The organism is Nocardioides sp., assembly GCF_034670285.1.
Taxonomy (GTDB): domain Bacteria; phylum Actinomycetota; class Actinomycetes; order Propionibacteriales; family Nocardioidaceae; genus Nocardioides.
Genome location: NZ_JAXMNS010000174.1, coordinates 1 through 7,482, shown reverse-complemented (window position 1 = coordinate 7,482; position 7,482 = coordinate 1). Strand labels below are relative to the sequence as shown.

Sequence of the window (7,482 nt, the reverse complement as noted above, 5' to 3'; positions counted from 1 at the left end):
CTGGCCCACCGGCTTCATCCACTTCGTCGACAAGGCCGTGAAGAACACGGTGCCGCCGAGCCTGAGTGGCACCCCGCAGGTCGGCGCGACGCTGCGCGCGGCCAAGGGCCGCTGGAAGCCGAAGCCGAGCTACACCTACCAGTGGCTGGCCGACCTGGTCCCGATCGAGGGGGCCACGGCGCAGACCTTCACCCCCGGACCTGACCAGGTGGGTGCGCAGGTCAGCGCACGCGTCACCGCGACGAAGGAAGCACACACTCCGGGCGTCCTCGACACGCCGGCCACTGAGCCGATCGCCAAGGGCGAGCTCGTCAGCACCGCCCCGCCGGCCGTGAGCGGCGACGCGGAGGTGGACGCCGTCCTCACTGCGACTCCCGGCACCTGGTCGGCCACGCCCGACTCCACGTCCTACCAGTGGCGCTCCGACGGGGTCCTCCTCGGCGGTGCGACCCAGAGTCAGCTCACCTTGACGAGCGCGATGGTCGGCACGACGATCACCGCCGCCGAGGTGGCGCGCCGCTCGGGCTTCGTCAAGGGCACCGCGGCCGCCCCGCAGGCGGTCGGACCGGTCGTCGAGGGTGTCATCGAGGAGGTCACGCCGATCACGGCCTCCGGACGCAACCACTACGGCGCCCAGCTCGCCGTCGAGCCCGGCACCACCGACCCCGAGGACGTCACCACGACGTACGCCTGGCTGCGCGACGGGATCGCGATCGAGGGTGCCCTCGAGCCGACCTACCTGCCGACCGAGGCGGACGTGGGGCACGCGATCTCTGCGCAGATCACGATGGCGAAGCCGCGCTACCGCTCGATCGTGCGGACCTTCGACTTCGCGCGCACCACGACGCCGTCCACCGTCGGTGTCCGGACGTCTGGCCGCAAGCGCAAGGCCGTCGTCCGCGTCCGGGTCGCCGCGCCGGGGACCACGCCGTCCGGGCCGGTCCGGGTGAAGGTCGGTCGCACCAAGGAGCAGGGCGTCCTGGACAACGGCTTCGTGCGCGTCGTGCTCGACGGTCTCAAGCCGGGGGAGCGCACCGTGAAGGTGGTCTTCGCCGGCGACGGGATCGCCCAGCGCAGCCGCGGCGTCGCCGCGGTGCTGGTCAGGAAGGGCAAGAAGAAGTAGCCCTCAACCGCGCACGGCGGTCGTGCTGCCGGGAATAGGCAACGGCGCAAGTGGTTGAGATCTGCATGACCTCTGACGCTGCTGTCCTGCCCCGCGCCGACTTCTGGTTCGACCCGCTGTGCCCGTTCGCCTGGATCAGCTCGCGCTGGATCCTGGAGGTCGAGGAGGTCCGCGACATCTCGGTGTCGTGGCACGTCATGAGCCTGGCCTACCTCAACCAGGACAAGGACATCTCGGAGGAGTACCGCGAGATGCTCGCACCTGCCTGGGGTCCGGTGCGCGTCCTGATCGCCGCGCAGGAGAAGCACGGCGACGACGTGCTGCTCCCGCTCTACACCGCGATGGGCACGCGCATCCACCACGAGAAGCAGAAGATCGACCGCGACATGATCATCGCTGCGCTCGCCGAGGCAGGGCTCGAGCCCGAGCTGGTCGACGCGATGGACGACGCCTCGCTCGACCACGCGGTGGCGAAGTCGCACCACGAGGGCATGGACCAGGTCGGCGACGACGTGGGCACGCCCACCATCGCGATCGAGGGCGCGGCGTTCTTCGGCCCGGTCCTGTCGAAGATCCCGCGCGGCGAGGAGGCCGGCCAGCTCTGGGACGGGTGCCTCGCAGTCGCGAAGGTGCCCTACTTCTTCGAGCTCAAGCGCTCCCGCACCGGAGACCTCGACTTCACGTGAGGCTCAGCCACCGATCTCGTGGCTCTTCGCGAGCACGACGGGCTTGTGCTCGTCGTGCGCTGCGACCGCGAGGTCGGTGAGCATCTCCTGCAGCCGCCGGGGGATCTGCAGGCTGGTCTTGCCCCAGTGGGCGATCTCGTCGACGGCGAGGTCGAGGTACTGGCCGAAGGTCCATTCCTGGGTGAGCACCCGAGGTGCGCCGTCGTGGTCGAGGTGCACTCCCACGACTGACGGGTCGCCGACCATGCGGCGCAGGATGTCGTGGAGCTCGTCGATCGCCTGCACCGCCGTGGTCGGGTCGTTGACGCCGGGGGACAGGGCGCGCTCGGCGATGTCGACGAGCCTCCGGAAGCCGAACGTCATGTCCTGCTCCATGGAGCGCTCGGCGCGCAGCGCCACTGCGCTCGCGACGAGCTCGTCCCAGTCGGAGTCGGCGCTCGGGCCGTGCACCATCGCCAGGGCAGCGCCCTCGGCGACGAAGCTGCCGAGCGGGTAGAGGACCTCGACGCGGGTGCCGCGTTCGAGGGCGCAGTTGCGGAGCAGCCCGGAGTTGATCGCGTCGATGTAGCCCGAGCGGCGCGCGACCGCGACGGTCTGACCCTTGAGGTCCGGCAGCTCGGGCACGGCGCTCGGCAACGTCGCGCGACGCTCCTTGCTGCGCACGAGCAGGTCGCGGGTCTGTGCTCCCACCCGCCGGATGACGGTCGAGACCGCGATCGACTGGGTGATGTGCTGGATGAAGGCCAAGAACATCGCCACCGCACCCAGCACGAGCAGGAACGACAACGTGACCGCGAGCTCGGGGACGGCGTCGTCCATCCCACCGGCATCGGGGATCGAGCGCAGGACCGTCAGGGAGAACAGGAACGAGGCGACGAAGACCCCCAGCGTGTGCTGGGTGACGCGGTCCTCGAGGAAGGTCGCGATCACGCGTGGCGAGAACTGGCTGCTCGCCAGCTGCAGCACCACGATCGTGATCGAGAAGACCAGGCCGGTCACCGAGATCATCGCCCCGGACGTGGTCGAGAGCACCGAGCGTGCGCTGTCGGCACTGCCCTGGAAGAGCAGCGGCGAGCCGATCGCGGCGTCGAGCTGTGGGAGAGCCAGGCCGAGGCTCACTGCGGAGGCGGACCACACCGCGGGGACGACCCAGAAGGGCTCGAAGATCAGCCGGAGGCGCCGTCGTACGCGGTCGACCTGGGGACGCATGGTCGGCGCGGGCGCCGGAGTCGTCGGGGGGTGCGTGCTCATCAGGCATGTTTATCGTGTGCCGGTCTCGTAGGGTCGGCCCCATGGCGATGACACTCTCCGCACTACGCCGCTACCCCATCAAGTCGTGCCGTGGGGAGGCGCTGGACGACGCGGTCGTCGAGCCGTGGGGTCTTGCGGGCGACCGGCGCTGGATGATCGTCGACGACACCGGCACCGCACTCACCGCCCGCACGGTCAACGCGATGCTGCTGCTGCGACCCGAGGTCACCGAGACCGGGCTGCGCCTGCACACCCCCGGCGACCACGGCCGGCCCTCGGCGCCGATGGACGTCGTGGTGCCCGACCCTGCCGTGCAGGTGCCGGTGCGGGTGGGCGCGTCGTTCATCACAGCCGTCCCGACGGGGCCCGAGGTGGCGTCGTGGATCTGCCAGGTGCTGGGCACCAACGCGCGGCTGGTGTGGCTCGACGACCCGCAGCGACGCCCGACCGACCAGCGCTACAGCGAGGCCGACGACCGGGTGTCCTTCGCCGACGGCTTCCCGCTCCTGCTCACCAGTGAGGGGTCGCTCGCCGACCTGAACGAGGCCGTCGCGGGTGCGGCGCCGCTGGCGATGACGCGCTTTCGCCCCAACGTGGTGATCAGTGGAGCCGAGGCCTGGGCCGAGGACGACTGGCGCAGGATCCGGATCGGCGAGGCCACCTTCCGGGCGGTGAAGGCGTGCGAGCGCTGCGTGATGACGACCGTCGACCCCGAGACGGCCGAGCGCGGCCGCGAACCGCTGGCCACGCTGGCGCGAACCCGGCGCTGGGACGGCAAGACGTGGTTCGGCGTCAACCTGATCCCCGACGTCACCGACCCGAGCGGCGCCGACGCGCCTCGGATCGCCGTCGGTGACGAGGTGGAGGTCCTGGAGTCGGTGCCACCCGGCGAGGGTCCGCTGCGCACGCCGATCCACGTGCACTGACAGGAGCCCGAGGAGAGGCGGCGTAGGTCGGGGCAGCCCGGAACCCTAGGATCACGGGCATGACTCACGTCCTGTCCGCCGTCGCCTGGCCGTACGCCAACGGCCCCCGCCACATCGGCCACGTGGCCGGTTTCGGCGTGCCCTCCGACGTCTTCAGCAGGTACATGCGGATGGCCGGGCACGACGTGCTGATGGTCTCCGGCTCCGACGAGCACGGCACGCCCATCCTGATCGCCGCCGACGAGGCGGGGGTCACGCCGCAGGCGCTCGCCGACACCAACCACCGGGTCATCGCCGAGGACCTCGTGTCGCTGGGCTGCACCTACGACCTCTACACCCGTACGACGACGCGCAACCACCACGCGGTCGTGCAGGAGCTGTTCAAGGGCGTCTACGACAACGGCTACTTCGTCGAGCAGACGACCCACGGCGCCATCTCGCCCTCGACCGGGCGCACGCTGCCCGACCGCTACATCGAGGGCACCTGCCCGATCTGCAAGACCCCGGGCGCCCGCGGTGACCAGTGCGACTCGTGCGGCAACCAGCTCGACCCGGCCGACCTGATCGACCCGGTGTCGAAGATCAACGGCGAGACGCCGGAGTTCATCGAGACCCAGCACTTCTTCCTCGACCTGCCGGCGCTGGCCGACGCGTTGACGGAGTGGCTCGACGGCCGTGCGGCGACCGAGCTGTGGCGCCCGAACGTCATCCGCTTCAGCCAGAACATCCTCAAGGAGATCCGTCCGCGCGCGATGACGCGCGACATCGACTGGGGGATCGCGGTGCCGCTCGACGGCTGGCGCGACAACCCGACCAAGAAGCTCTACGTGTGGTTCGACGCCGTGATCGGCTACCTGTCGGCCTCGATCGAGTGGGCGCGACGCTCCGGCGACGCCGACGCCTGGCGCGCGTGGTGGAACGATCCCGAGGCGTTGTCCTACTACTTCATGGGCAAGGACAACATCACCTTCCACAGCCAGATCTGGCCCGCCGAGCTGCTGGCCTACGGAGGCTTGGGCACGCACGGCGGCACCGAGCACGCCTTCGGCGAGCTCAACCTGCCCACCGAGGTGGTCTCGAGCGAGTTCCTGACGATGGAGGGCAAGAAGTTCTCCTCGTCCAAGAAGGTCGTCATCTACGTGCGCGACCTGTTGAGCCGCTACCAGCCCGACGCGTTCCGCTTCTTCGTCGCCTCGGCCGGCCCCGAGGCCCAGGACTCCGACTTCACCTGGTCGGAGTTCGTGCGCCGTACCAACGACGAGCTCGTCGCCGGCTGGGGCAACCTGGTCAACCGCACCGCCACCCTCATTGCCAAGAACTTCGGTGAGCTGCCGCCCGTGGGCGTGCTCGCCGAGGACGACGAGCGGTTGCTCGCGATGACTGAGCAGACCTTCGCCGTGGTCGGGGACCTCATCGCCCGCCACCGCCAGAAGCAGGCGATCGGCGAGGCGATGCGCGCCGTCGGTGAGGTCAACAAGTACGTCACCGACACCGCGCCGTGGACCCTCAAGGGCGAGGAGCAGCGCGAGCGACTCGGCACGGTGCTGCACGTCGTCGCGCAGTGCGTCTCCGACCTCAACCTGATCCTCGCGCCGTTCCTGCCGTTCTCGGCCAACGCCGTGGACGCGGTCTTCGGCGGCTCGGGCGACATCGCCCCGATGCCGCGCATCGACGAGGTCGACGACCTCGACGGCGGCCCCGGCTACCCGGTCATCACCGGCGACTACACCTCGGCCCCGGCCTGGAAGCGCCGTCCGCTGGTGGTGGGCACACCGGTCGAGAAGCCGACCCCGGTCTTCGTCAAGCTCGATCCGCTGGTGATCGAGGAGGAGCTGGCCCGGCTGGCTCCGCCCGCCGCTGAGTGAGTCGGGGATCAGTGCGGTACGAGGGTGTCACCAGGTGACAGCGGCGTACCGCACTAAGGTGCAGCCGTGACCTACACGCCCAGCACCCCGCCCGCCGCAGCCGCCACCGACGACCACGTGCTCGCCACCTGGTTGGCCGAGGAGGCCGGACGACGTCTCCTCGCCGTGCGCGAGGAGGGCCTGGAGGGCCGCGAGCTCAAGGACGCCGGCGACGCCGCCGCCCACGAGCTGCTGATGGGCCTCTTGGCCGAGCTGCGTCCGGACGACGCCGTGCTCTCCGAGGAGGGCAAGGACGACAAGGTCCGCCTCACCGCGGAGCGGGTGTGGATCGTCGACCCGCTGGACGGCACCCGCGAGTTCTCGGAGCCGCCGCGCGACGACTGGGCCGTGCACGTGGCCCTGTGGGAGCGCAGCGCAGGGGAGGGCGGCGAGCTCACCGCGGGCGCCGTGGCCCAGCCCGTGCTGGGGGAGACCTTCAACACCGGCCGCCCGCCCGTCGTGCCGCCGTCGACGGCGCCGAAGCCGCGCATCGCGGTCTCGCGCAGCCGTCCGCCGGAGTTCGTGCACGGGCTCGCCGAGGAACTGGGCGCCGAGCTGGTGCCGATGGGCTCGGCCGGGGTCAAGGTGCTCTCGGTCGCCCGCGACCTCACCGACGCCTACGTGCACGCCGGCGGTCAGTACGAGTGGGACAGCGCCGCCCCGGTGGCCGTGGCCCGCGCTGCCGGCCTCTTCACCAGCCGCATCGACGGCACCCCGCTGCGCTACAACCAGGACGAGGTCTACCTGCCCGACCTGATCGTGTGCCGTCCCGAGCTGGCCGACCAGATCGTTGCCTGGGTGACTTCGCACGACATCGGCTGACCGGGTCTGACCCGGTCTGACCCGGCCTGACCTGGACCGACCTGGTGCGGTCTCGACCGTTCAGGTGCTCGCGGCCTCGGGGTTGTTGCGCAGGAACCGGTCCACCGGGATCGAGCGGCGCGACTCGTAGCCCGGGCGCAGGACGACGTCGCCGGCGCTGCTGAGGTAGTAGATCTGCCAGTGGTAGTAGCCGAGGTAGGCCCGCGGGTCGTCCTGTAGCACCGTGGCCAGCGCGGTCACCCCGCGCACGTAGGCGGGGTGGTTGTTGTAGCTGTAGAGCGCTCCGGCGACCCCGTCGCGCTCGGTGAAGCCACGAGCGTCCAGGTAGCGCGCTGCCGAGAGGATCGAGTCGCGCGGGTCGTTGATGTCGCCCGAGCCGTAGGCCTCCCAGGTGCTGGGGATGAACTGCATCGGCCCCTGTGCGCCGGCCACCGAGAAGCCACGGATGCGACCCATCCCGGTCTCGACCAGGTTGATCGCCGCGAGGTACTCCCAGTCGACCCCGAAGCGCTCCTCGGCCTCGAGGTAGTACGCCACGAGGTCGTCGGCGGGTTCGGGTCGCACGATGCGCCAGGCGGGCAGGGTGTCGCTCAGCGTCGAGTGCATCGAGCGGAACTCCCGGCGTGAGGCGACGTTGAGCCGCACTGCCCGGCGCAGGTCCTTCGGGACGCTTGCCAGGACGGGCTCGTCCCACGACGGTCGGGTGCCGATCGCGCGGTAGGCGACCTGGGCGAGCTCGCCGGCCGCGGCCAGCCGGGCCTGATTGGCAA

General features: G+C 70.6%; 7 protein-coding genes. 5 read left to right on the top strand and 2 right to left on the bottom strand.

Features of this window, described 5'->3' with window-relative positions; translation table 11 throughout:
- Nucleotides 1–1,123, top strand: a 1,123-nt coding sequence (locus tag VOI19_RS10280) for a hypothetical protein (protein WP_323792871.1), incomplete at its 5' end; no start/stop codon positions are given.
- Nucleotides 1,124–1,188: 65 nt separating this feature from the next.
- Nucleotides 1,189–1,809, top strand: coding sequence for a DsbA family protein (locus VOI19_RS10275; protein WP_323792870.1), 621 nt, complete (start codon nucleotides 1,189–1,191; stop codon nucleotides 1,807–1,809).
- Between the two features lie 3 nt (nucleotides 1,810–1,812).
- On the opposite strand, the gene VOI19_RS10270 is transcribed toward VOI19_RS10275, so the two are convergent.
- Nucleotides 1,813–3,060 (bottom strand): DUF2254 domain-containing protein, encoded by a 1,248-nt coding sequence (locus VOI19_RS10270; RefSeq protein WP_323792869.1) that lies wholly within the window; start codon nucleotides 3,058–3,060, stop codon nucleotides 1,813–1,815.
- Nucleotides 3,061–3,101: 41 nt separating this feature from the next.
- On the opposite strand from VOI19_RS10270, the gene VOI19_RS10265 reads away from it, so the two are divergent.
- The 3 genes from VOI19_RS10265 to VOI19_RS10255 all read left to right on the top strand — a co-directional run bounded on the left by VOI19_RS10265 (nucleotide 3,102) and on the right by VOI19_RS10255 (nucleotide 6,712).
- Nucleotides 3,102–3,986 (top strand): MOSC domain-containing protein, encoded by an 885-nt coding sequence (locus VOI19_RS10265; RefSeq protein ID WP_323792868.1) that lies wholly within the window; start codon nucleotides 3,102–3,104, stop codon nucleotides 3,984–3,986.
- A 59-nt stretch (nucleotides 3,987–4,045) separates the two neighbouring features.
- Nucleotides 4,046–5,851, top strand: a complete 1,806-nt coding sequence (gene metG, locus VOI19_RS10260) for a methionine--tRNA ligase (protein ID WP_323792867.1) — start codon at nucleotides 4,046–4,048, stop codon at nucleotides 5,849–5,851.
- A gap of 66 nt (nucleotides 5,852–5,917) precedes the next feature.
- Nucleotides 5,918–6,712 carry a 3'(2'),5'-bisphosphate nucleotidase CysQ gene (locus VOI19_RS10255; RefSeq protein ID WP_323792866.1) on the top strand — a complete coding sequence of 265 codons (795 nt, stop codon included), beginning with the start codon at nucleotides 5,918–5,920 and terminating at the stop codon, nucleotides 6,710–6,712.
- 60 nt (nucleotides 6,713–6,772) lie between these two features.
- Here the strand turns inward: VOI19_RS10255 and VOI19_RS10250 are convergent.
- Nucleotides 6,773–7,482: lytic transglycosylase domain-containing protein (locus VOI19_RS10250; RefSeq protein ID WP_323792865.1), on the bottom strand; the 710-nt coding region annotated here is incomplete at its 5' end.